Here is a 21,959-nt window from a genome sequence, read left to right as displayed (position 1 = left end):
CGCAAAAAGCCTAGGAGACGACCCGATCGAGTGACACTGACGCAGGAGGGCCGTTGTCAGGCGGTCCCGGCCTCCTGCGCTCGTTCGTCGACGGTGTTGATCCAGCCAGGGACGGTGCTGGCTGATGCCGGAGAGGGTGGAGGGGCGTACGGGGCCGGCTGTACGGGCGGCGGCCATGAGCGCCTTCAGGCTGGGCTCGGCCGCGGGGGCCGGTCGGTGGTGAGCTGGAAGATTCCGCCGACCTCGACCAAGCGGCCCGCCACGCCGCCGACGCCATCCGCATCGCGACCGAAACCGACTCCGCCCGCAACCTCACCGCCGCGTTTGCGGCCCAGAGCGCGATCACGGCCCGCCGGCAAGGCCACTGACCCCGAGGGCCGGACATCAGACAAGGCGCTGGCGCAACTCCGCCGCGATCCTCGCGGTCTCGGCCGGCGCCACATCGGCAACCCCGTTCTCCGCCATGAGCGCGCGGAACTGCTGCTGCTCGTACGGGGTGCCGGGCGGCAGGCCGGCGACGTGCCAGTGCACATGCGGATTTCCCTGCCGCGAGCCCAGAGACAGCAGATAGACCCGCTCCGGCGCCAGCACCTCCTCGACCGCGAGCGCCACGCGGCGCACGGCCTGCATCATCCGCATGTAGCCCTCGTCAGAGAACCCGCTGACCACATCCTCCACATGCGCCTTGGGCGCGACGAGAAGCTTGCCCGGCAGCGTCGGCCACCGGTCCAGGAACGCCACATGATCCGCGTCCTCATAGACCAGCTCGTGCTCGTAGCCGGGCTCACCCTTCAAGAACGCGCACACGAAGCACGGCCCCGTACGGGCCCTGGCCTCGTACGCCTCCAGATCGAACAGCCTGCGGCCCACCGACGACATGGCACACCCTCCACAGAAACAGGGATCTCCCCGTAGTGGACACCGTATGCCCGGCCGCTGCCGCCAAACACGCGCATCGACAGCCCTTCGCTCGCGCGCAAACAGCCGTCGTCAGGGCACCATCTACGGCAGCGAGGGAATGCCGCGCACGCTGACCTTCTGGCCGCCCGAGCACCGGCTCTGGTTCGCTGCCGAGCTGGAGTCCCCCGGCTCGCCTGATCACCTCACGATCGGCCCCCTCGCCCTGCCCGGCGTGAACGCAGGTCACTCGAAGGTGGTAGGTCTCCAACCGCATGCCACGCGTGCCCAGTGCCGCCCTTCTACCGGCGCGCCCCGCCCACCGCAAGGCCGGCTTAACCCGGCGTGAGGCCCGGGAGCTCGTCAAGATCAACCTGTCGCGGTCACCAGCGCGGCATCCTTCGGGGTGACCGGTGACGGCCGCCATCGACATCGGCTCTTTGGGGTTCCGGACCGGATCGCGGGGCGGGGTCAGCTGACCCTGCGCACCGGGCTGACCTCCATCTTCACGCCGCCGTCGCTCTCGCCTTGGACGGAGGAGGTGACGGGGATCGTGCCCGCCGGCCACTTCAGGGTGAAGGACTCGACCTCGTTCGGGGGCGTCACCACGAGGTCGGTCAGCTTCACGCCGGTGCCGCCGGTGTTGTTGACCGGGTACGTGATGTTGAAGGCGGCGGTCTCGCCCTCCTGGAGGACCTGCGGCGCGGCCTGCTCGCCGTTGCGGTCCACGGAGAAGGTGTCGCCCAGGGACGTCTTGATGTCGACGCCCGGGAAGCCGTTGATGCGGCAGCCGGCGCTGCCGAAGTTCTTGAAGGTCACGGTGACGATGCCGATCGTCTCGTCCGAGGTGTTGTCGACGGCGGAGGCGTCGAGCACGACGGAGCGGCACACGTCGGCCATGCCCTTGCCGATGTCGTCGGGGTCGGTGTCCTGGCCGCTCCCGCCGGTGCCGGAGCCGGTGCCCTGACTGCTTCCGCCGGTGCTGGAGTTCTGATCCGTCTTGCCCGCCCCGCCGGAGCCGCCGGTGCCGCCCGCCTTGTCCGCCGACGCGGTGGAGCCGGCCTGCCCGCCGCCCAGCGCGGTGCCGTCGCCGTTGCAGGCGGTGAGGGCGAGGGTGAGGACGGCGGTGAGCGCCGCGCCGATGGTGGCGGTGCGCCTGCGGAAGTGGAACGTCGTACGCATGTGAATTCCCCGGATGTGTGGCGGTCGAGTACGGAGGTGCAGCCTCGGCCCGGAACACGCAGGGTGCCGCTACCCCGCTTGACCTGCTGACATGTGAAGCATCTCGTCCGCCGCTCACGCCCGGCTACCGTCCCGCTTGCGTCCCGCTGCCGTCCCCCCGACACGGCGGAGCCCACCCTTCCCCCGGTCCGCACGATGATTCAAACGACAGACCCTAGGCCAGGGCCAGGGCAGGTGAACCTGGTGGGGCGGCCGGCTGCGCGTTTCTAAGTCGAGTCCGTTCTCGGCTCTGGCACCACTGGTGTCCCTTGCGTGTTGTGTGGCGAGAGAAAGCATCCGCCCTTTACCCAGTAGTGCCAGGGTCTGACACGGGCTGGTCTTGAGTGCACGAAGATGATTCGCTGTGTTCGAATGGCGATGATGCTGAACGCCGATGGGCCCCCCTCTTCTTCCCAGAGGGGGGCCCATCGCATCGCGGTGCAGGTTAGTGCGTGGTGTGGTTCAGGAACGCCGACCACGACGAGGCGGACAGATGGAGGTGAGGGAGGGACACGTCCTTGGAGTCGCGGATGCGGACTGCGTGGGGGTGAAGTGCGACCTCCACGCAGGCGTTCCCGCTGCCCTCGCTGTAGGAGGACTTGAACCACTGGGGGTTCTCGGGAACGGAGAGTCGGTCATTGGTGTTGGTCATTTGATCTCTCGCGCTAGATTGCGGACATATTCTTCGGTCTCCTCCGGGGGTAGTGCGGAGGCGGTAAGCCTCTCGAACCGTCTGGTGAAGACCCCTACATCGCGGGGCTTCCCGGACATGGCCAGGGCTCCCCACGCGTTGTCGGCCTGGACTTGCGGGGGCAGCTCGTCCCCCATGTCCAGGATGCTGAAGTCGGCCGTGAAGCGATATCGCTTTCCGGTCGTCGGAAGAATCTGGATGGTGACGTTGTCGAGCTTTGACAGCTTGATCAGCTCGGCGCACTGCTCCTGCATCACGTCTATGTCGCCGATGACCTGCCGAAGCGCGGATTCCCCGATGATGGCAACGAGCGCGACGGGGTCCTCCGCGCGGGTGATGAACCCTCGTCGGCGCATCCGCAGTTGTACGGCCTTCTCCACGGATTCGGACGGGGCTTCCAGTACCGGCTGCTGCATGGCGAACAGAGCGCGAGCGAAGGGTTCTGTCTGGAGGCTGCCCCACGGCAACAACGGGTGGTAGGCGCGGATTGTCTTCGCCACCTCCTCGATGCCGACGAACTTCGGCATCTGGGTGGGCGTCATGCCGTCCTTGAACTCGGAGATCCACTCCTGGCTGGACGCCTCGCGCTGGATGGCAAGTAGTTCTTCGACAAGAGGGTTCGGCTCCTCGATCCCGTAGACCTCCAGGAGGGCTGTGAGGTGCTGGGCCAGGCGGGGAGCCGAGAGCCCCGTTTCGATGCGCTGGAGCATGGCTTCCGAAAAGCCCACGCGGACGGCAGCGTCCTCGATCCTCATGCCGCTCAAGACGCGGAGCCGTCGCAGTTCCTGACCGAGCGCAATCTTGCGTGCAGTCGGTCGTGTTGGACCGGCCAATGTGCCTACCTCCTTGGCGAAGGCGCGCGCCTCATGTGGCATGCGCTGAGTGTCGCAGCTCATCTGCTCGGCAGACCAGCCCATCTGCTCGGTTCAGTGGGCCATGTGATCGGCCGTTCGCGTCATGCGATCGGCACTAGGGGCCATCTGACCGGCGCACCGGGCCATCTGCACGCTCTGGCACTTGCCACTTTAGTCCTCGCGGAGGATTCCAGGGGGATTCCGTTGAATCCTAATTGCCTTGTGAAGCAGGCTAGTTGCACGAGCGGTTCGCGGCCCCGGCGGCGAAGCTTCTCCTCCTGTCCCTGTTCGAAGGGCCTCATGATGGAACTCGTTGCTGTCCTACGTGAGACGCGCTTTGCACTGCTGGCCAACTACGTCGCGCTGGCAGTCGCTCGCGTTGAAGGCTGGCCCCGGCCTGCCGGGTGGACCGGCCGTGGCAAGATCGTCCGCGCCACTCTGCGCCCGGCCCCGGTAGCACCGTGAGCGCCCTCACCCTCCTCAAGGCGCCGACGTCCGGCGAGATCGTCGAGCGCCTGGACACGGCGGCCGGCCCGGACCGCCAGCCCGTCGCCGACATGGTGGACCTGGCCGTGCTTGTCCGGGCCGTGCTCGACATCGAGGCCGAACGCCCGGCGCGAGTGCGGCTGGGCGGTAACGGGTTCGAGGTCGTCGTCACCAGCTCCAGCGTGCAGGCTCTCGCGGCGGTGGAGTGGATGGATGAGCAGCAGGGCGGGTGCGGGCCGGTCATCGAGGACCCGGAGGCCGGCTGGCTGTACTGGCTGGTCCCGCCGGGCACCCGCAGCCGGTGGGAACGGCACCCGTACGCGGAGTGCGTCGGCGGGCCGCACACGATCACGCTGCCGCCCCTGACCCGGCACGCGCCTCCGGGCCCGTACTGGCTGCGGCCGAAGGGCGCTGACCGACTGGTGCCGGCCGGTCCACTGCGGGAGGTGCTGATACAGACCCGGCCCGAACCGGCCCCCCACGCGGCCCTCGCCGCCCACCTCACCCGTACATCCCCCTCATCCCCCTGAACTCCGTGCTCGCCGACGGCGCGTCCACCAGGACGCCCCCTCCCTGCGCCCGTCGGCGGGCACGGCTCGACCCCCTGGTGCCGGGCTGCCGCCTCGGCCCCGGTACCAGGGGCCTGCCCTGCTGGAGGATCCCCGTGCTGGAGATCATGCCCCCCGACGAGATCGAGGACGACTGGCCATTCGGTCCGTGCTACGGCCCACCCCGTCCCCCTCGGACGCGGCAGACCAGCGAGAGCCGGCTCGCGCACCTGCGCTGGACCTACGCCGCGGACGCCTTCGCCCGTCTCGCGACGCGCGCCGGGCCGGTCCGCGTCGTGACGTACGTCCTGGTGACGCCGGGCGTCGCCCCGCAGGCCGCGCATGCCCGGCTCGCCGAGCTCGCCAAGAAGCGGGGGTGGAGGGTCTGCCGCGCCCACTTCACCGAGTACCCCGTCACCGGAGCCGAGGCGGAGCCACGGCCGGAGCTGGAGCGGGCCTGCGCGAACGTCAAGCTCGGACTGGCCGACGGCATCCTCGCGACCAGCCGCCACGACATACCCGCCAGCAGCGACACCTACGAACACATCCTGCGCCGGCTCGACCGCTCCTGCGGATTCCTCAGCTACCTGTCACCGGCCATGCAGCCGAGCACCGCTTCGAAGGGAACCTATCGATGACGAAGACCACTCCGCGCCTGGCCCTCCTCGCGCTCACTGTGCTGGCCGGGGCCCACCTCGTGCAGAAGGAGCGGCACCAGCGCCAGATCATCAGCGCGCGGTTCGAGGACCGTCAGGAGCGGTGGCTGACCCTGATGATGACCCGTCCGGACATCGCCGAGGTGTGGGCGCCCGAGGGGATGACCGGCGAGCAGTACGCCGAGCTGATGGGCGCCAACTCGTTGCTGTGCTCGCTCGCGGCCCGCTACCGGCACGGCCTGGATTCGAAGCAGCAGATGCGGCACTGCGCGTTCGAGCTGATGCAGATGGCTCCTGTGCGCCGGTACTGGGAGCACTTCGCCGCCCGCCGGCAGGCGGAGGCCGTCCGAGGTCACCGACGGCTCACGGCCGTCAACGAAGCCCTGGCCGACGCCTACTCAGCCTTCGCCGTGCGGCTGCCGCTGGGTGAAGAGGAGCCGGCGGCCGCCTGACCGCCCGCGCGAGCGCGGCGTGCCCACCCAGATCCGAGGGCCCCGGAGTCGCCCGACGGGCGACTGCGTTCCGGAGATGCCTGGGGCGGCGCGGGACCGCGCCCCGGCCGCGTTCCGTGCGGGGGCGCGGGGCGCGCCGGCCCGACCCCCGCCTCATATCCGTCGTCACCGATCCACAGGAAGTCCCGATCCGATGAGAACCCCTCCGTTCGTCTTGCCGTGGGCGGGCGAAACCGTACTGCCCGCGACGCTGAGAACTGACCACGACGGCGTGTCCTACGTCGACCCCGACGTGGACCGGGCGCACCGCGATGACGACGGCGTGCTGTGGGAGGCGTGGGGCGGTAGGCAGACCGGGGCCCGCATCTACACCCGGCTGCAGCCCGACCGTCAGCACCGGGCGATGCGGCTGCTGCTGTGCGCGACGTGCGGCCGGTCGGCGGGCCGGACCGCCGAGGGCATGCTGTGGCTGCTCCCGCTGCTCGACGGCCCGCCGGCCGAGGGCACGTCGTGGGAGGACGTGCAGACCACCGTGCCGCCCTCCTGCGAGGAGTGCGCGGACCGGGTGACGCTGCAGTGCCCGTGGCTGCGGGACGGGTACGTCCGGCTGCGGGTGCGCGAGGCACCGATGATCGGGGTGCGCGGCACCCTCTACCCGCGCACCGGAGAGCCGGGCCCGCCCGAGGACGACGTCGCGGTCCGCTACGACTCGCCCGACGCCCGGTACGTCGTGGCACAGCACGCCGTACGGGAGCTGCGCCTGGTCACCGTCGAGGCTGTTGTCCCGCCCCGGCCGGAGGACCGTACGCCGGGCCTGTGCGCGCACGCCACTGCGGCCCCGGCCGCCGAGCTCGGCGCGCTGAGCGCGCACACGGCCCCAGCTCTCGCCGCAGCCGTCGCACCGAGCACCCCGCCGGAGCCCGCATGAGTACACCGCCGCGGTTAGGCCGCAAGCCGAAGATGGCCTACGACGGGTTGGTCTTCCTGCTCGACCACCATTGCGACCGGTATCCGCCGGGCACGAGGCTTCCCTCCGTCCCGAAGCTGGCCGAAATGTTCGAGGTCACCGGGTGGGAGGTGCAAATAGCCCTGCGCGTGCTGCACGAGGAGGGGCGCGTCCGCATGCATAAATCCCAGGCGACTCTGATCCTGGACCCCGACCACCCTCTCCCCGTCGTACCGCGTGCCCTCACGGCCCAAGAACGGATGACCGCAGTCCTCCGCGCCCGTATCGAGGCCGGCGCACTCCCGCACGACGTGTCCCTCGTACCGCTCCTGATGCAGGAGTTCGGCGCCAGCAAGACATGCGTCTATAGATGGCTACGACCCCTGATCAGTGAAGGCGTACTCGTCTCCCGGTCTGGCCGGGGTGTTTACCTGCCGCGCAGCGACACGTCCCCGACGTCCGGTACGGGAAACCACCGCGTGCCCCCCGGAGTGCCGGTCAGGGACTACATCACCGCGGTTGTCCGGGCCCGCATCGAGGCCGGCACCCTCCCGCGCGGCATCCCCCTCGTAGCGCTCCTCGCGGAGGAGTTCTACACCACCGACGGTCGGGTCAGGATGGGGCTCGCGCCTCTGGTCCGCGAGAAGTTGCTCGTCGCCCGGACGGGCTGGGGCACCTACCTGCCGCGCAGCGACACGTCCCTGACGTCCGATACGGGAAACCGGCCGGGCCGCCCGGCAGAGCTGCCCGGCGACTCGCCGAGCTTGTCCGCCAACCGCCTGCCGGATGCTGTGTCGGCTCCGGACCGCCTTCCCAGCGGCGTGCGCGTGAGGCCGTTGCTGCGGGACCGCGTCGCCGCTGTCGCCCGTGCCCGCATCGAGGCCGGCACGCTCCCGCGCGATGTCGCCCTCGTACCGATCCTGTCGCGGGAGTGCGGCGTGGGGGAGCACAGGACCAGGCAGGGGCTCAAGCTCCTGGTCCAGGAGGGGCTGCTCGTCAATATGCCGGGGTTCGGCATCTACCTGCCGTCCGGCGAAGGCCCGCCGGAGCGTTACACGGGCCCGAGCATTGAGGATCTCACCGCCGAGGTACGCGCACGCATCAAGGACAGCAGCATCAAGCCCGGCGAACCGGTGCCGGAAATGCTCGTGCTTGAGTACCGCATCACCGGTCGTAAGGCCCGGCTCGCGCTCGCCCCGCTGGTTTCCGAAGGGCTTCTGGTCGCCGGACTCGGAGGTATCACCGTGCCTGCGACCTCGGCCCCCCGCCCAGAACCGATGACGGGAGCGCGACTCCAGAGGATCGTGTGGGCGCGCATCGTGAATGGCACGATCAAGCCCGGCCAGCGCATCTCCGGGCCGGAGCGGGAGTTCAGCCTCCGGGGAAGGAAGCTGCCGGCCATGCTCCTGCCCCTGATCAACGACGGGTTCCTGGAGTGGAATCCGCAAGACGGCATCCGCATGCTCGCAGTAATAGGGGACGCGCAGCTCCGCGAGATCGTGTGGGCACGCATCGCTACGGGCCTGATCCACCCCGGCCGGTTCCTCTCCGACGACCTGACGCGCGAATTCGGCGTCTCCGGCCGGGCCGTGCAGTCCGCGCTCGCCCCCCTGATCGTCGACGGATACCTGGCCCTGCACCCGGAGACCGGCATCTACATGCCCGCGCTGGGAGAGGAGCAGATACGGGAAATCGTACGAGCGCGCATCGCTACGGGCCTGATCCAACCCGGCCAGCGCATCTCCGTCCCCCTCAAGAGGGAGTACGGAATCAGCGGGCCCACCATACGGTCCGCGCTTGATCCCCTGGCCAGGGAAGGACACCTCGCCTACCAGCCAGCCGAAGGGTTCTACGTGCCGCCAACCACCCGACAGCCCTTGAGGCTCCCATAAACCCCCGGCACGGGCGCACCACCGACCCGCGCCGGGCTGCACCACCCTCATCCCGCTCGACAAGAAGGAGAGACCGTGACAACCAGCACGCTGCTCCGCGAGGCATTCCCCCTCGCGCCGGCCGGTGGCCGCACTCCGGTCAGCGACGAGGCGCCGTCGGCGCCGGAGACCCGGCCGTGGGGGCTGCGCTTCGCCCGCGTCCCCGACTCCACCAACGCGTCCGTCATCCCGGCGCACTCCTACGACCCGGTCCTCCAGGTCAGCATGGCATCCGACGGAGGGATGCTGACCGTCATGGCGGGCACGCACAGCCCCACGGTCCCGGACGGCACCACCACCAACCCGCCGCCGCTGGATGAGGGGGCGAAGGACTGATGACCCCGCCCGTCCTGATCATCGCCGCCTCCGACGACCTGCCCACCGACAAGGTGGTCGTCGAGCTGGAGCGCCGCGGCGTCGAGGTGTTCCGCATGGACACCGCCGACTTCGCGCAGCGCCTCACCCTGGCCGGACGCATCGACCAGGGGCGTTCCTGGACGGGCGAACTCATCACCGAGCACCGGATAGTGGAGATGTCCCAGGTTGGCGCGGTGTACTACCGCGCCCCTGGGGCGTTCCGCTTCCCCGAGGGGATGTCCGGTCCGGAGGAGAGGTTCGCCGCATATCAGGCCCGAGGCGGTCTCGGAGGTGTTCTGTCCGCGCTGGAGTGCCGGTGGGTGAACCACCCGACCGCGATGGCGCGCGCCGAGTACAAGCCGGTGCAGCTGGCCGCCGCACGGGCGAGCGGGCTGCACGTGCGCGCGGACCGGGGGCGCGGCCGCGTCCGACCCAGGACTCTGCGGTCTCGAGACGGCTGACGGCCGACGCGGAGTAGCCGGTCTTCGTGCCGAGGTTGGCCTGCCGCCAAGCGGAGATGTCAGACCCGCCCTCATTGCACGCGGACATGGACGGGCCGCAGTGGAGAGCTTTCCGGGTCTGGTGTCGGCGCAGCGGGTGCCGGCGTTCGGGGAGCTCGTACGGGATATCACCGCGGTGGGCGCTGGTCGGCGGTGGGAGGCGGTGGAGCGGTGGTCGCGGCGGGTTCCGCTGCTGACGGGTGGGGCAGTGCGGTGAGCGGGGTGGCGAACTCAGCGAGGGGGAGCGAGGGCGGTGGCGAGTTTGGTCCAGCGGGCGAGCAGGTCTGCGGCGGCTCCGCTGTCGCTCGCGACGTGGGCCCGGTCCAGGCCATCGGCGAAGGCGTCCTCGAGGTCGGCCGTGGTGTTGTGGGCGGCGAGGGCTCCGGCGGTGTTGGCGAGGACGGCGTCGCGGGCGGCCCCCGGGGCGCCGGAGAGCACGGTGTGGACGGCGTCCCGGGGAGACCTGCCGACCGCCAGATCGATCACCTGGCCGCCACCGTCACAACCTGCGCAGCCGGCCGTTCCGCGCCGAAGCGGCACCGGACGCGCGGCTCGCCGTCGCCTCCGGCCCTGCACCGGACGAACAGCTCCAGGCCAGGGCCGGCGGCCCGGGACGTCGGCTCCGCATCGAAGCACCGACACGGCACAGCTGGACGCTTCGACCAGGCCGGGCAGCCGGGCACGGGCGCTCGCGAGGTCGGCTCATGGCTGATGCCCACCAGTTTGGCGCTACCGGGCGGGAAAGCACAGGCATGAGCGGCCTGGGCATTTCGCTGCCATTACGGCAAGGCCCAGCGAATCTGCCAGCGGTATCGCCATGCCTAGCCAGGGCTCGCCACGGTATTCAAGTCGGCCAATCTTTCGAACGGGAGCAGCGCCTGGCATGCACACGATGACGACGGGAAAAGCATTCATATTTTCATCCCGCAGGAGCGCTCTTTCGGGTGACGCTCGATATCCGTTTCCAGGGATATGATCACCGTCATCCCTCGCTTGCCCGTGAAATTTCATGGGTGTGTGAAAGTGTGGGTCTGGCCGGGCCTCCCACCCTGTGGGTATGGCCCGACCCGCTTCAAATCTGCAGGTCAGGACTGAAAGGGCAGGTGGTCCACATGTACAGCAACGGCATCCCGGCTACGTCGATCCAGGACGTCGAGTGGTTCAAGGCGTCTGCGAGCGACGGCATCGGAGGAAATTGCATCGAAGTTGCAGCCCTGCCGGAAGGGCACGTGGCCTTCCGGAACTCCCGCGACAAGGACGGTCCCGCCCTGGTCTTCACCCCCGGCGAGTGGGCCGCCTTCTCCGATGGCATGAAGGGCGGCGAGTTCGACCGGGTGACTGTCTGAAAACGAGATAGACGAACGCTGACGCGCCACCGTTGACTCTTCGCTCTGGAATACTGGCCGCCGGGCCGGTAGGAGGAGTGGTGATGTCGGATCTGCATGTAGTTCCGGTCGGTGGTGGCGTCAGATCGCCGGCCGTCGCGGCTGACCTCCTGGGGAGGCACCTGCGGCGGCTCCGCGAGAGCGCCGGCATGCTCCAGCGGGACGTGGTGGCCGCCGGGGCGATCGGCTCGGAGTCGATGCTCAGCAAGTACGAAACGGCCAAGGTGCCGGTTCAGGAGCGCTACGTCCGGCAACTGGTGCAGCTCTACACCAAAGGCGACCCCGGCGACCTCGAAGCCTGCCTCGCCATGGCCCGCCAGGCGACGGCAGAGGAATGGTTCGCCGGGTTCCAGGACGTCATCCCCGGCCACAGCAACCTTTTGTTCAGCCAGGAGCGTTCGGCCCAGGAGATCCGCACGTTCGAGAACCACCACGTCCCCGGTCTGCTCCAGACCCCGGAGTACGCGCAGGCCATCATGGCGGAGGCGGTGACCACCGCCCAGGGCGTGCTGTGCGAAGCCGACCTGGCGAGACTGCGCCGGCGCATAGCCTTCCGCCTTGAGCGCCAGATGCACCTGGCCCTGCCCGGAGCCCCGGCCTACTACGCCGTCGTGGACGAGAATGTCCTGCGCCGGACGAAGTTCTCGACGCCTGTGATGCGTGCGCAGCTCCGCCATCTCCTGAGCGTCGCGGAGAACAGCGCACGCATCCACGTCAGGGTTCTTCCCTTCGACGCCCCGGCGGATCTCGCACCTGCGCACGGGTCGGTCACGCTGCTGACGATGCAGCCGGGCCAGGGCGATGACCTCGTCTACATCGAGTCCAGCAACGTCAGCGGCACGTACCTCAAAGACCCGGAGAGCGTCGAGCAGCACCGCCAGCGGCTCACCGCCCTGTTCATGGGGGCTGCCGACAAGACCGAGACGCTGCGCATCCTGGACGAGCACATCCAGCGTCTCGTCGGCAAGGACTAGGGAACGCGGGCGACACCCCCGTACTCCACCCACTCCTTCGTCCGCTGCCTCGGGCCGAGGTCACCGGCCGGGCGCCAGAGCGAAACCTCGCACGGTGCCGGCGCCTCCACCAGCTCCAGCCCGTCGAAGAACCGGTTCACCTCGGCCAGAGAGCGGACCTCGCCCCACTTCCCGCCCGTGATCCGGTGCATGAACTGCGTGATGTCGGAGCGCAGTTGTTCATCATCGCTCGCCAGCTGCGAGATCACCATGTAACTGCCGGGCGGCAGCCGGCGCGCCACGTCCCGTACGAGCTTCCACGGGTCGTCCTTCTCGGGCAGGCAGTGCAGCACGGAGACGAAGAGGCACGCGACCGGCTTGCCGAGGTCGATCAGCCGGCGCACCTCATCGCTACGGAAGACGGCGTTGGTGTCCCGCATGTCCTGGAGTATGACCGCGGTGGACGCGGTGTTCTCCTCCAGCATCATCTTTCCGTGACCGTGAACGATCGGGTCGTTGTCCACGTACACCACCCGCGTATTCCTTGGATGGATCTCCTGGACAATCTGGTGAACATTCGGCGGCGTCGGCAGGCCCGATCCGTGATCGATGTACTGGGTAATTCCACATTCTTCGGCCAGGTAACGCACCGCACGGGCAAGGAAGGCCCGGTTTACCAGAGCCAGTTCGCGCGTACTGGGAGCCATTTCCAAAAGCTCTTCGCACGCAGCGCGATCGACCGGATAATTGTCGCGTCCACCAAGTAAGAAGTCATACATTCGCGCCACGCTGGGCGTACTGAAATCAGGCAGGATGACATTTCTCCCCGCGTCCCGTCCGCGCCACGCCCCCGGCGCAGCGTCGGATTCCCTTTCGGGAGGGGCTATGTTACGGGGTTTCTCTCCAAGATGACCAGCAGCTTCACTACACCGAGGGACGAAACCAGCCTGAAACCGCTACTTTGAGTCACTGTTCGTTGGCTGGCATATGCAGAAGGCATAAGTTGAATTCGGTCACTGCCCGCCGGCGCACGGAAACTCACCGGACGGCCAGCCGCGTCGCGTAGTGGAGCATGCCCTTGAGTTCCGCTTCGTCGATCCCCATGAGCTCTGCGACCTCTGCCGCTGTCATGCCCAGGCGGTAGCGCAGGACGACCGCATCGGCGTGCGGGCGGGACAGCACCCGGTACACCGAGCTGCTGCGCAGCCGCGCATGACTGCTGCCGCGTTCGCTGATCAGGTTCCAGGAGATCGCCGCAGGCGACGCGCTGCGCAAGGCGTGCTCCCAGATGGTCGCCAGATCTCCGAGCGCGTCCTGCGCCAAGTTCCTGCCGGTGCGGTGGCAGCCCGTGCACGCCGTCGCGAAGCGCACGTAGGCAGGCAGCCGCCTCACGCAGAACGCGGTGAACGTGACGGGCAGCCTCAGCTCCAGCACCTCCTCGCGGACCGGCGCGTGGGGCACATGCCGCTCCAGCGTGCGGCAGGGGCTCTGGAGGGGACTGGTGTTCATGAGGCCCCGGGCGTTGTGCCCTCACCGACGTGGTCGCGGTCAAGGTCGCGCAAGGCGGCGCGGCGGGCCATGTCCCACAATGGCCGAAACCGTTCAGCACTCACGCCGCATCGTTCGACGAGCTGGCTCACCCGTTCCCAGTCGTCCAGGAACTCCGTCTGCTCCTGGACGTCACCGCGCCAAGGCGGTGCGGATTCCTCTCCGGCCGCTCTGCCGGCTTCGGTGACGATCCGCGTGAGCCTGGCGACGTCCCGCACCGGCAGCCCGCTGTCGCGGAAGAGGTTGGTGAGCGCCTGCCCGAAAGGCCGCCGGCCCTCGCTCACCTCCGCTCGTCCCTCGGCGCGCGAAGGACGCGCCGGGCCTGAGCGTTCGGCCTTTCTGGCCAGGTCGCGCAAGTACTGCGCGCGGCGCCGGCAGCTCACCTGGCAGTAGCGCCGCGGCCGGCCCGTTGCCTGCCGGTCAGTGATCTGCCGTCCGCACTCCGACAGCGCACACCTGCGCACCACCATCCCCGCACCTAGCGTGCCTTCTGCGTGCCACTCCATCGCCCCTCCGTCTGTGATCAACACCAACTGCTCGACTGCACCGAACAGGCGGGGGCGAGCCGGACGGCCCGCCCCCGCCGTCGGTCAGGAGCGACGACTCCTCACCCAGGTGAAGCTCGTCCGGTCGGCCCAGACCAGAGGCCCGAGGACCGCAAGGGCCGCGTACGACGGCGCCTCGCCACTCAGCGCGGTGCCGACCGCCAGGGAACTGAGCAGTACGGAACTCCAGCGCAGGGTGAAGCGGAAAATATTCACCAGCGAGGTTTGACCGGAGTGGGAAACCGGAATGGTAAAGTCAGGACACACCAGAAAACCGCCTACGGGATTCTGGATTACGCGTTCAATCACTCTGTTCTCCTTCTCTGGGGTGGAACAGGGCAGACGCGTGAGGGCTTCGAGGGAGTTGACCGCCCGCCTCGAAGCCCTTTTGCGTTTCCCCGACACATACCGTAGGCGGCCATCGGTTACCGCACCAGTTCGAGAAAGTCCATGAAAGTGGAATGATCTTGTTCGGCTTCTCGCGGGTGCGGGCCGACCTTTAGGCCAATCCGGTCCCCTCGTCGTCAGATTTCGGCCGATTCTGCACGGAAAGCGAGAGGAAAGTATTGCGGCGGAAGACGGGAGGCAGCCTGCGCCAGCTTGCGAACCACTCTGACGGGTGAAATCGGTAGATCACCTTTCCGCTCCCCGTGCAAGTGCACCGGGCACCGGAATGGAGAAGCCCTCGAGAGCTCTGCGCGCTCGCGGCGGATCACTGCCGGCCCGCAAGGGTTTAGCGCACGATCTGACAAGGATGTTCCTCAAGCCCCGGGTAGCCCCCGTCCGCCGCGTGCGGTCCGGCAAGCGGTGGCTTCCCCGCCTACTGCTCTGCGGCGCCCTCGAGGAAGTCGTAGTGGCGGGCGAGGGCCTGGCCGAGCTCTGAACGGCCCGGTGTGCCGGGCTGGGAGGTCTGCCACAACGCGATGCCCGCGTTCTTGATCTCCGTGGTGCGGAGCGATCCCGTGACGGAGCCGACGGAGGCATCGCAGACCACGAGGGCCGCGAGGATCCGGTGGGCGGCTTCGCGGTCTGGATGCCGGGCCGCGCGCCGTGCCACGGCGGTGATGCGGGTGATGTCCGTGGTGCGCTCAAGGGTCTGGGCGGTCAGCTCCAGCCACACCGCGTTGTCCAGCGCTGCGGTGTGGGCGAAGTTCCCGGCGGCGTGCAGGTGGCCGGCCGAGCCGGGAAGGTCGAGCGCGAGAATGCCGCGCCACAGCTCAACGCCCTGCTCGACGTCCGCCGCCCTCTCTGGAGTGGCGGTGCGGGGCAGGAGGCGCTCGGCGTCGCCCAGCAGCCGGGAGATCGCCGGAGGGCCGCCGTCGCAGGTCATGAGGACGGCGAGGAACTCGGAACGGCCTCCGAGGTCGGCCGGCCTGGCCAGGAGCAGGGCCGCGCAGTACGCCCAGAGCGGCGTGGGTGTCGGGTCGTCGCCGTTGGTGCGGGCCAGGTAGGCGGCGAGCTTGACCGGGTCGAGGCGCTGCAGGATTCGCATGCCGGCCGCATCGAGGGGCCGCCGGGAGTTGAGCCCGAAGACGGCAGGCACGAACGTCTTGTCGAGGTCGAAGAGATCTGCCTGGTGCCGGTCGGTCCAGCGGGGCGCGTGCTGGATCAGAGCGGGGAGGTGTTGGCCGACGACGGCCAGGGCGCGGCCGTCGGTTCCCTCGGCGAGGATGCCGTCGAGCAGGGTCTCGACGGCCACCGTGAGTTCGGCCGGGGCCACGGCGAACGTGAGGCCGTATCGGATGAGGGCGTCGAGCGCGAGGCCGCCGGTCTCCCAGAGCGCGACCGACAGCGGGCCGTCCGCCGGAGTGGTCGGCTCGGTCCAGGCGGCGACGGCCGTTTCGAGCCAGCCGGTGAGCGCAACCGACATGTCCCCGAGGTCGACGTGGTGCGTCCACGCCTTACTCAGCGCCATGCACAGGGTCTGCTGCGCCTGCAGCATGACCGAGGCCTCGACGCCGGGGGCTCCGAACAGGTCCCACAGCGCCGCGATGACCGCCCTCGTGGTGGCCTCGCGGTCCGGGAGCGGGCACGGGTCGGCGTCCAGCAGGGGGCGTAGCGCGGCCAGGTAGGCGTGCTGCAGAGTGTGGTCCACGAGGGCCGCGGTGACCGCGGGGACGTCGGCGGCCCACAGGGCCGCGTCGGTGGCGACGAGCCGGCCCAGGACGTTCCGGGCGTAGTCCGGGGACAGGGAACCGGTCTGCTGCCGCTGTAGCAGGAGCGCGGCGGCCGCCGGCGCGCCCTGGCTGGTGGCCGAGGCCGCGAGTTCCTGTCCCGCGGCGGTGAGGGTGTCGAGGTAGGGGACGATCCGAAAGCGCGGCTCCGGCTTGGCCGGAGCGGGCCCGAGCAGGGAGGTCACCGCGTCGACGGCGGGCCGCCACGGGGCAAGCACCGAGGCGGGCAGTAGCGGGGACAGCGACCACACCACGTACCAGCGCGCCGGGGCCGGCACAGTCCCGTCGGCCAGAGCGCTGCGGCCCGCGTCGAGGGCGGCCCCGGTCGGGGCCGGGCCGAACGCGGCCGCGAGATCTTCTTCCAGCTCCGGCAGGGCAGCGGGCGGGCAACGGTCAAGGGAGGTGGCGACCAGGTCGAAGATGTCGGCGCCGACCATCTTGACGTCACCCACGCGAGTCAGGAGACCGCGGGCGGCCGCGAGCCAGCTCTGGGACGCCTCGGAGTCGTCGTGCTGCGGGGGGAGGGCCTCCAGCAGGTGCGCGGCCAGCACGCGGTCCGCCCACCGGGAAGGCCCCGGCAGACTCGGCCATCCGCTGGTGCGCTCGGCCAGGGTGACGCCGTGCTGGAACTCGGTCCGGGCGAAGTCGAGGCGGGCACGGACCGCGATCCGGGTAGCGGAAGCACCGCCGAAGTCGTCGGCCGCGACGACCTGGCGCAGGTCGTCCGCCAGGTCAAGGTCCGCCCGCTCCGCCCCGGACGTCACGGCAGCCTCGACGACCGCCTTCACCGCGGAGCGCACGGCCCGCACCACGACCGCCTCCCCGGCGCCGTCCGGGCCGTACGCGGCGCACTGGAGATCCCTCAGCAGCGCCTGGAGCTCCCAGTACTGCCCGTCCGGGTGCTCCGCCACATGCAGCAGCACCCGCTTGGCCGTCTCCACCCAGTCGACGTCCCGCTCGCCGGCCGGGATGTCGACCAGCCACACCACCAGCTGACGCCAGAGCACCTCCACCGCGTCGTCCTGGTCCACGACGGCGCGCACCACGGAGGCGGAGGCCTTGCCGATGGCACGAGCCACCCGCAGCAGACCGCCCAGCACGACCGGGTCCACGCCGGTGAACGCGCCCTGGTGCAGCTGGATCCAGTCCAGGACCCGCTGCGGATCCTCCCGGGCGACGCGCTCCAGGTACGACTGGGCCGACCAGTACTCCGCCTGGGGCAGCAGCCGCGCCGTACTGACAAGGCCGAGCCAGCCGGGGCTGACGGCGTTGGAGAAGAACCATCTGATCGCGCGAGGTTGGTGGAAGGCAGCCACGGCGGCGGCGTCCTCGGCGGTGGGTGCTTCGGTCCGGGCGAGCCGGACCAGCAGCGGAGCCAGGGCGGGCAGGTCGAGCAGGAGCTGCTCGACATGGGCCAGAAGGTCGGCGAAAAGACGGCGGGTGCTCGCCTCGTCCGTACCTCCGCCGTGAAGGGTGCCGGAGGTGCGCTGGTAGAACTTCGACCAGGCCCGGAGCGCCTCCTCCTCCCCGTCCCCCGGAACGTCGCCGTTGCGCTGGACGAGGAGGTGCGTCAGCTGGCGCCGCCGGAAGCCGCCGCCGTTCTGCTTCTCGCGCTCGTGGTAGGCCCAGGCGTTCCGCAGGCCGTCGAGGTCATCCGGCCGGGCGGCCGCTTCGGCCGCTCCGGACTCCTGCCGGGCCTGGCGCACGCGGCGCAGGGTCTCGACGACTCGCTGATGGGCAGCATCCCCTTCGGGGGGAAGCGCCGGCAGCTCCTTGACCAGGTCAAGGAGCCCGCAGACCGTCTCGTACTCCGGCAGGGGGTCGGGCAGAACCGGCAGATAGGGCTCGGGGATGCGGAGCAGCCGCTCGACTTGCGCGCCCAGGCCGGCCTTCGGCTCCAGGACGTCTGGCACGTCGGCGGCGTCGAGAGCAGTAAGCAACGTGCCCAGCGGGGTCTGCCCCTGCTTCCCGGCCCGCTTGATGAGGCCCGCGACCTCGTCGTTGACCTGCTTCTGAGCATCGCGGGAACCCTCGAAGTCCTCCCCGGCTTCCTTGAGGAGCGCATCCAGAGCGGACCGGCAGGACGCCTGGACGGTCTCGAACGGCCTGGGCCAGCGCTCGGGTTCCTGAAGCATCTGCGCGGCGGTGCGAAGGTGGTCCAGTGCTCGCTCGCCGTTGGAGCCCAGCTCGGTGAGGGCCTTAGCCGTGTGCGAGCCGTCCGCCAGCCGGGACGGGTCAACTACCGCTCCGGGAGCGCCATTCGGTGTCACCGGCCCACGCTAGCACCCGCCGTGCAGCATGATCGGCCAGACGGCCCGAAGACCTAGTCTTCGCCCCGGCCCGTCTTCAGGTCGATACGACGTAGCCGGGGGCGCAGGAAACCGTCCGGTGCCGGCGCCGGCTGCGGTTCCGACTCCAGCGTGAGCGCCACCGCGAAGAACTGCCGCCGTCCCGCGAAGAGCTCGTTGAGTTCCGCGAGCGCCGTGAGGTGTTCGGTGTAGAACAGCGGGTCGGTGTCCGCGACCACCCACACGGCGACGGCCGCCTCGCAGGCGTGGGCGTAGGTCACGAGCTGGCCCAGATGGCCGTGGTCGGCCGGGCCGAACTGCGCCTCGACGACCACCGCACGTCCGTGCTCGTCCCGGGCGCTGATGTCCAGCCGCAGTCCGCCGACCGCTCTCTGCGTTCCGTGGCGGTCGGAATGGGTCCACTGCTCCCCGACGAGGACTTCGCGGCCGGTGAACTCCAGCCGTCCGATACCCATGCACGCTCCGAGAAGACCGAGATTCTCGATCAGCCACGGGTGGAAGTCGGACGTTTCCCGGGGCCACAGTTCCCGGGGGTTCCGCACGAGCTGATGGCCGGGCGCCGGGCCGAGACGGACCCTTCGAATGTGTGAGATCGCTTCAGTCTCGCTCCGCCCGCGGACAGCGCGGCTCCTTCCGGCCTTCGTACGGTGGCGGTATCCGGGCCCTCACTCCGCCTTGGCCAGGCGCGGACGAGCGAGGAGACCATCGTGCCGGGCCTCTACTTCAGTGGGAGAGAGCGGTCTGCGCGCGAGGCTGGCCCAGTGCAGCGGTTTGGACGAGAGCGCGCTTTGGTCTTCCGTGCTTCACGCGGTCCTCGGTACCGCGGTCATGGTCTTCCCTCACGTAGTCGGAGCGGGGCGGCCGCGCGCGGGCGGCCGCCGCTGCTGCTCGGTCGGCTGGTTCGACGGGTGTTCAGCCGTGCCAGGGGTTGTCGGGGTCTGCAGGAGCCGTACGCGCGGGCGTGCTGGGTTTCGCACTCGGCCCCAGGGGGTGGTCAGGCGCCGGTCTGCTTGGAAGTCGGCGTGTCCGTGGTGGTCACGGGCGCCGGCTCGGCGTGTTGCGCCCTGGCCTTCGCCCCGCATCTTCTGTTCGGCCCGCACTGCGTCACCGGCTGCGCGGGGTCCAGCCCTTTCTGGTGCGGGTTCTGGTTTCACGCGAATTCACACAGGCGGGCTGGTGTTCACGGCGTTCACGACCTTGACCTCTGTGGTGGTTCGTCCTCCTGCGGTGTGCTGGTCGAGGCACACAGTCGGCAGGAGCGGAGGGATCGCGGTGACGACATCAGTCAGGGCGGAGGCGGCCATGGGGCAGGGGTGGGTGGACATGCCCGTCCCTGCCCCGGACCGCCTGACCCGGGTGCCGGAGAAGGCGCAGCACTATGCCCTTGACCCGCTGGTGCGGGAGGGGTGGGCGACGCTGGTGGGTGTACTCGGAGAGGCCGGGGCGGAGCGGTTCGTCTCCGAGACCGCACTGCTGTGGGTACGGCCGGATGCCATGGCGGTCGGCGCGGCGGCGGACGTGCTGGCGAGGGTGGAGGCCGCCGGCTTCACACCGGTGGGCGCGAGCGTCGTACGGCTGGAGCGGTCCGGAGTCCGGGTGTTGTGGTGGTGGCAGCTCCGTCGCGCGACCGCGGAGCGGCTGCTTCTGCTGGACACCGTGGTGGGGCTGGGGCCGGGGCTGCTGGTGCTGTACCGCCACCCCGGCGGTGACGCCGCGCGACGGCTGACGCGCTTGAAGGGCGGGAACGACCCGGCCGGCCGGGGGGCGGACACGCTGCGCTCGGTGGCGGGGAGCCCCAACCGGCTGCTGACCATGGTGCACACCAGCGACGACCCGCTGGATGTGGTCCGGGAGCTCGCGGTGTTCCTGCCCTGGCGGGAACGGGCCGCGTTGGTGGCATCCGCGCACGCGTCCAGCCCGAGCGTACCGAAGTCGGTCGTGCAGGCCCCGCTCGCGGCGGTCATGGCGGCCTACCCGGATCCCGAGAAGGGACGGGCCGCAGTGGACGGCCTTCCGGGTCGGGTGCCGGCGCAGCGGGGGGCGGCGTTCGCGGAGCTCGTACGGGACATCACCGCGGTGGGCACCGGTCGGCGGTGGGAGGCGGTGGAGCGGTGGTCGCGGCGGGTTCCGCTGCTGACGGGTGGGGCAGTGCGGTGAGCGGGGTGACGAGGTCAGCGAGGGGGAGCGAGGGCGGTGGCGAGTTTGGTCCAGCGGGCGAGCAGGTCTGCGGCGGCTCCGCTGTCGATCGCGACGCGGGCGCGGTCCAGGCCATCGGCGAAGGCGTCCTCGAGGTCGGCCGTGGTGTTGTGGGCGGCGAGGGCTCCGGCGGTGTTGGCGAGGACGGCGTCGCGGGCGGCTCCCGGGGCGCCGGAGAGCACGGTGTGGACGGCGTCCGCGTTGTAGACGGCGTCCCCGCCGCGCAGTGCGTCCGCACCGGGGCGGGCGAGGCCGAAGCGGGCGGTGTCGAACGTGGTCCGGTGCACACCGCTGTCGTCGGCATGCCACACGTCGGTGCAGGCGGCCGTGGTGATCTCGTCCAGGCCGTCCTGTCCGCGGACGACCAGTGCCCGGGTTCCGCGGCTGGCGAGCACGGTGGCCAGGTGGGGGGCGAGCTGGAGGTTGGAGCAGCCGACCAGAGCGGTGCCGGGGCGGGCGGGGTTGGTCAGCGGGGCGATGTAGTTGATCGCGGTGGGCACGCCGAGGGTGCGGCGCACGGGGGAGGCGTGGCGCAGTCCGCGGTGGAAGGCGGGGGCGAAGGTGAAGCCGATGCCGAGGTCGTGGACGCACTGGGCGACCTGGGCGGGGCTGAGGTTGAGGGGCACGCCGAGCTGTTCCAGGACGTCGGCGGAGCCGCTCTTGCTGGAGACGGAGCGGCCGCCATTCTTCACCACCGCGACTCCGGCGGCGGCGGTGACGATCGCGGCCATGGTGGAGATGTTGACGGTGTGCGCGCCGTCGCCGCCGGTGCCGACGATGTCGAGGACCCCGGTGCCGTCGACGGGCAGCGGGACGACGCGCTCCATGAGGGCGTCGAGCAGGCCGCCGAGCTCGGCGGGGCTCTCGCCCTTGGCGCGCAGCGCGACGAGGAAGCCGGCCAGGGCGACCGGTTCGTGGTCGTCGTCCATGACTGCGCGCATCGCCCACCTGGTGTCGTCCGCTGTGAGGTCCTCGCCGCGCAGCAGGGTGGCGAGCAGGTGCGGCCAGGTACGGGTGGGTGCGGTCACGGGGTTCCCCTCGAAGCGGCCCGGCGCCGGGTGTCGGCGCGGGTGTCTGTTCCGAGCCTAGCGACTGACGCGGCGTCATACGGCCAGGTTCGCGGGGCCGGCGGCGGCGGAGCTGTGCGCGTGGAGCGTTCGTGCGCGCGGCAGTTGGCACTGCGGGCCGTTGCCGTGGCCGGCGGGGGAGTGAAGGGTGATGGCGGGCTGGTGATGGTGATTGGCGGCTCGCGCGAGTACCCCGGCCCGCCGTACGTGGCGGCGCTGGCGGCCCGGCGGGCCGGGGCCCAC

General features: G+C 70.1%; 22 protein-coding genes. 10 read left to right on the top strand and 12 right to left on the bottom strand.

The genetic code is table 11. The features are described 5' to 3' along the window. Window positions 1-384: 384 nt before the first annotated feature. From MHW47_RS05190 to MHW47_RS05175, 4 genes are all read right to left on the bottom strand, one after another. Window positions 385-879: an HIT family protein gene (locus MHW47_RS05190; protein WP_239221430.1), complete on the bottom strand. Its 495-nt coding sequence runs from the start codon at window positions 877-879 to the stop codon at window positions 385-387. 489 nt (window positions 880-1,368) lie between these two features. Beyond that, window positions 1,369-2,079 carry a DUF4232 domain-containing protein gene (locus tag MHW47_RS05185; protein WP_239221429.1) on the bottom strand — a complete coding sequence of 237 codons (711 nt, stop codon included), beginning with the start codon at window positions 2,077-2,079 and terminating at the stop codon, window positions 1,369-1,371. A 484-nt stretch (window positions 2,080-2,563) separates the two neighbouring features. After that, window positions 2,564-2,770, bottom strand: a complete 207-nt coding sequence (locus tag MHW47_RS05180) for a DUF397 domain-containing protein (RefSeq protein ID WP_239221428.1) — start codon at window positions 2,768-2,770, stop codon at window positions 2,564-2,566. Then, a complete protein-coding gene (locus MHW47_RS05175; protein WP_239221427.1) occupies window positions 2,767-3,684 on the bottom strand; it encodes a helix-turn-helix transcriptional regulator in 918 nt (305 codons plus the stop codon). The genes MHW47_RS05180 and MHW47_RS05175 overlap by 4 nt, the downstream gene beginning before the upstream one ends. A gap of 440 nt (window positions 3,685-4,124) precedes the next feature. Between MHW47_RS05175 and MHW47_RS05170 the strand changes: the two genes are divergently transcribed. The 7 genes from MHW47_RS05170 to MHW47_RS05140 all read left to right on the top strand — a co-directional run bounded on the left by MHW47_RS05170 (window position 4,125) and on the right by MHW47_RS05140 (window position 9,500). Then, the gene (locus MHW47_RS05170) at window positions 4,125-4,679 is read left to right on the top strand and encodes a hypothetical protein (RefSeq protein ID WP_239221426.1); all 555 of its coding nucleotides are present in this window, start codon (window positions 4,125-4,127) and stop codon (window positions 4,677-4,679) included. Window positions 4,680-4,813: 134 nt separating this feature from the next. Continuing rightward, on the top strand, window positions 4,814-5,335 hold the full coding sequence (locus MHW47_RS05165) for a hypothetical protein (RefSeq protein WP_239221425.1): 522 nt from the start codon (window positions 4,814-4,816) through the stop codon (window positions 5,333-5,335). Further along, window positions 5,332-5,805, top strand: coding sequence for a DUF6082 family protein (locus MHW47_RS05160; RefSeq protein ID WP_239221424.1), 474 nt, complete (start codon window positions 5,332-5,334; stop codon window positions 5,803-5,805). The genes MHW47_RS05165 and MHW47_RS05160 overlap by 4 nt, the downstream gene beginning before the upstream one ends. A 193-nt stretch (window positions 5,806-5,998) precedes the next feature. Further along, entirely contained in the window at window positions 5,999-6,733 is a 735-nt protein-coding gene (locus MHW47_RS05155; protein WP_239221423.1) for a hypothetical protein, read from the top strand. After that, entirely contained in the window at window positions 6,730-8,643 is a 1,914-nt protein-coding gene (locus MHW47_RS05150) for a GntR family transcriptional regulator (protein ID WP_239221422.1), read from the top strand. Before MHW47_RS05155 ends, MHW47_RS05150 begins: the two co-directional genes overlap by 4 nt. A 75-nt stretch (window positions 8,644-8,718) precedes the next feature. Next, complete coding sequence (gene tgmA / locus MHW47_RS05145) at window positions 8,719-9,018, top strand: putative ATP-grasp-modified RiPP (RefSeq protein WP_239221421.1); 300 nt, start codon at window positions 8,719-8,721, stop codon at window positions 9,016-9,018. Further along, the gene (locus MHW47_RS05140) at window positions 9,018-9,500 is read left to right on the top strand and encodes an MvdC/MvdD family ATP grasp protein (RefSeq protein WP_239221420.1); all 483 of its coding nucleotides are present in this window, start codon (window positions 9,018-9,020) and stop codon (window positions 9,498-9,500) included. Before tgmA ends, MHW47_RS05140 begins: the two co-directional genes overlap by 1 nt. Before the next feature lie 270 nt (window positions 9,501-9,770). On the opposite strand, the gene MHW47_RS05135 is transcribed toward MHW47_RS05140, so the two are convergent. Continuing rightward, complete coding sequence (locus tag MHW47_RS05135) at window positions 9,771-10,025, bottom strand: hypothetical protein (protein WP_239221419.1); 255 nt, start codon at window positions 10,023-10,025, stop codon at window positions 9,771-9,773. A 458-nt stretch (window positions 10,026-10,483) separates the two neighbouring features. Here MHW47_RS05135 and MHW47_RS35895 point away from each other — a divergent pair, with 458 nt between their 5' ends. After that, window positions 10,484-10,885, top strand: coding sequence for a DUF397 domain-containing protein (locus tag MHW47_RS35895; protein ID WP_308381425.1), 402 nt, complete (start codon window positions 10,484-10,486; stop codon window positions 10,883-10,885). 83 nt (window positions 10,886-10,968) lie between these two features. Further along, on the top strand, window positions 10,969-11,898 hold the full coding sequence (locus MHW47_RS05125; protein WP_239221418.1) for a DUF5753 domain-containing protein: 930 nt from the start codon (window positions 10,969-10,971) through the stop codon (window positions 11,896-11,898). On the opposite strand, the gene MHW47_RS05120 is transcribed toward MHW47_RS05125, so the two are convergent. The 6 genes from MHW47_RS05120 to MHW47_RS05095 form a co-directional block, all read right to left on the bottom strand. Next, on the bottom strand, window positions 11,895-12,656 hold the full coding sequence (locus MHW47_RS05120) for an SAM-dependent methyltransferase (RefSeq protein ID WP_239221417.1): 762 nt from the start codon (window positions 12,654-12,656) through the stop codon (window positions 11,895-11,897). The two genes, MHW47_RS05125 and MHW47_RS05120, sit on opposite strands and share 4 nt — an antisense overlap. A gap of 259 nt (window positions 12,657-12,915) precedes the next feature. After that, a complete protein-coding gene (locus MHW47_RS05115; protein ID WP_239221416.1) occupies window positions 12,916-13,386 on the bottom strand; it encodes a hypothetical protein in 471 nt (156 codons plus the stop codon). After that, window positions 13,383-13,931, bottom strand: coding sequence for a hypothetical protein (locus tag MHW47_RS05110; RefSeq protein WP_239221415.1), 549 nt, complete (start codon window positions 13,929-13,931; stop codon window positions 13,383-13,385). The genes MHW47_RS05115 and MHW47_RS05110 overlap by 4 nt, the downstream gene beginning before the upstream one ends. Window positions 13,932-14,015: 84 nt before the next feature. After that, window positions 14,016-14,279, bottom strand: a complete 264-nt coding sequence (locus tag MHW47_RS05105; RefSeq protein ID WP_239221414.1) for a hypothetical protein — start codon at window positions 14,277-14,279, stop codon at window positions 14,016-14,018. Window positions 14,280-14,790: 511 nt separating this feature from the next. Then, window positions 14,791-18,414 carry a hypothetical protein gene (locus MHW47_RS05100; RefSeq protein ID WP_239221413.1) on the bottom strand — a complete coding sequence of 1,208 codons (3,624 nt, stop codon included), beginning with the start codon at window positions 18,412-18,414 and terminating at the stop codon, window positions 14,791-14,793. A 53-nt stretch (window positions 18,415-18,467) separates the two neighbouring features. Then, window positions 18,468-18,908: a hypothetical protein gene (locus MHW47_RS05095; RefSeq protein WP_239221412.1), complete on the bottom strand. Its 441-nt coding sequence runs from the start codon at window positions 18,906-18,908 to the stop codon at window positions 18,468-18,470. An 817-nt stretch (window positions 18,909-19,725) separates the two neighbouring features. Here MHW47_RS05095 and MHW47_RS05090 point away from each other — a divergent pair. Beyond that, window positions 19,726-20,610 (top strand): nucleoside-diphosphate kinase, encoded by an 885-nt coding sequence (locus tag MHW47_RS05090; protein ID WP_308381422.1) that lies wholly within the window; start codon window positions 19,726-19,728, stop codon window positions 20,608-20,610. Between the two features lie 14 nt (window positions 20,611-20,624). Here MHW47_RS05090 and trpD read toward each other — a convergent pair whose 3' ends face one another. After that, complete coding sequence (trpD, locus tag MHW47_RS05085; protein WP_239221411.1) at window positions 20,625-21,677, bottom strand: anthranilate phosphoribosyltransferase; 1,053 nt, start codon at window positions 21,675-21,677, stop codon at window positions 20,625-20,627. Window positions 21,678-21,959 lie beyond the last annotated feature (282 nt).

This window comes from Streptomyces sp. OfavH-34-F, from assembly GCF_022347745.1.
Taxonomy (GTDB): Bacteria; Actinomycetota; Actinomycetes; order Streptomycetales; family Streptomycetaceae; genus Streptomyces.
The sequence above is the reverse complement of the archived record's forward strand: the minus strand, read 5'-3'. Positions and strand labels throughout refer to the sequence as shown.

Excerpts from the sequence above, each read along its gene's own strand:
- MHW47_RS05125 (WP_239221418.1), top strand. The coding sequence starts at position 10,969 with ATGTCGGATCTGCATGTAGTTCCGGTCGGTGGTGGCGTCAGATCGCCG.
- MHW47_RS05115 (WP_239221416.1), bottom strand. The coding sequence starts at position 13,386 with ATGAACACCAGTCCCCTCCAGAGCCCCTGCCGCACGCTGGAGCGGCAT.
- MHW47_RS05155 (WP_239221423.1), top strand. The coding sequence starts at position 5,999 with ATGAGAACCCCTCCGTTCGTCTTGCCGTGGGCGGGCGAAACCGTACTG.
- MHW47_RS05190 (WP_239221430.1), bottom strand. The coding sequence starts at position 879 with ATGTCGTCGGTGGGCCGCAGGCTGTTCGATCTGGAGGCGTACGAGGCC.
- MHW47_RS05160 (WP_239221424.1), top strand. The coding sequence starts at position 5,332 with ATGACGAAGACCACTCCGCGCCTGGCCCTCCTCGCGCTCACTGTGCTG.
- MHW47_RS05185 (WP_239221429.1), bottom strand. The coding sequence starts at position 2,079 with ATGCGTACGACGTTCCACTTCCGCAGGCGCACCGCCACCATCGGCGCG.
- MHW47_RS05140 (WP_239221420.1), top strand. The coding sequence starts at position 9,018 with ATGACCCCGCCCGTCCTGATCATCGCCGCCTCCGACGACCTGCCCACC.
- MHW47_RS05110 (WP_239221415.1), bottom strand. The coding sequence starts at position 13,931 with ATGGAGTGGCACGCAGAAGGCACGCTAGGTGCGGGGATGGTGGTGCGC.
- MHW47_RS05095 (WP_239221412.1), bottom strand. The coding sequence starts at position 18,908 with ATGGGTATCGGACGGCTGGAGTTCACCGGCCGCGAAGTCCTCGTCGGG.
- MHW47_RS05120 (WP_239221417.1), bottom strand. The coding sequence starts at position 12,656 with ATGTATGACTTCTTACTTGGTGGACGCGACAATTATCCGGTCGATCGC.
- MHW47_RS05180 (WP_239221428.1), bottom strand. The coding sequence starts at position 2,770 with ATGACCAACACCAATGACCGACTCTCCGTTCCCGAGAACCCCCAGTGG.
- MHW47_RS05150 (WP_239221422.1), top strand. The coding sequence starts at position 6,730 with ATGAGTACACCGCCGCGGTTAGGCCGCAAGCCGAAGATGGCCTACGAC.
- MHW47_RS05175 (WP_239221427.1), bottom strand. The coding sequence starts at position 3,684 with ATGCCACATGAGGCGCGCGCCTTCGCCAAGGAGGTAGGCACATTGGCC.